Source organism: Salinivibrio sp. EAGSL, from assembly GCF_013366455.1.
Classification (GTDB): Bacteria; Pseudomonadota; Gammaproteobacteria; order Enterobacterales; family Vibrionaceae; genus Salinivibrio; species Salinivibrio costicola.
Genome location: NZ_JABWMG010000057.1, coordinates 1 through 442 on the forward strand (window position 1 = coordinate 1; position 442 = coordinate 442).

The following is a 442-nucleotide window of genomic DNA, read 5'->3' on the forward strand; positions in this document are numbered from 1 at the left end:
CAATCTGTGTGAACACTCGCAAGAATAGCGTCAGTAAGGAGGTGATCCAGCCCCAGGTTCCCCTAGGGCTACCTTGTTACGACTTCACCCCAGTCATGAACCACACCGTGGTAAACGCCCTCCCGAAGGTTAAGCTATCTACTTCTGGTGCAGCCCACTCCCATGGTGTGACGGGCGGTGTGTACAAGGCCCGGGAACGTATTCACCGTGGCATTCTGATCCACGATTACTAGCGATTCCGACTTCATGGAGTCGAGTTGCAGACTCCAATCCGGACTACGACAAACTTTAAGGGATTCGCTAAACATCGCTGTCTCGCTGCCCTCTGTATCTGCCATTGTAGCACGTGTGTAGCCCTACTCGTAAGGGCCATGATGACTTGACGTCGTCCCCACCTTCCTCCGGTTTATCACCGGCAGTCTCCCTGGAGTTCCCACCATTA

At 53.8% G+C, this 442-nt stretch carries 1 rRNA gene; it reads right to left on the reverse strand.

From position 1 onward, the window contains the following. Positions 1 to 34 precede the first annotated feature (34 nt). Positions 35 to 442, reverse strand: a 16S ribosomal RNA gene (locus HLG76_RS14675); the annotation flags it as partial.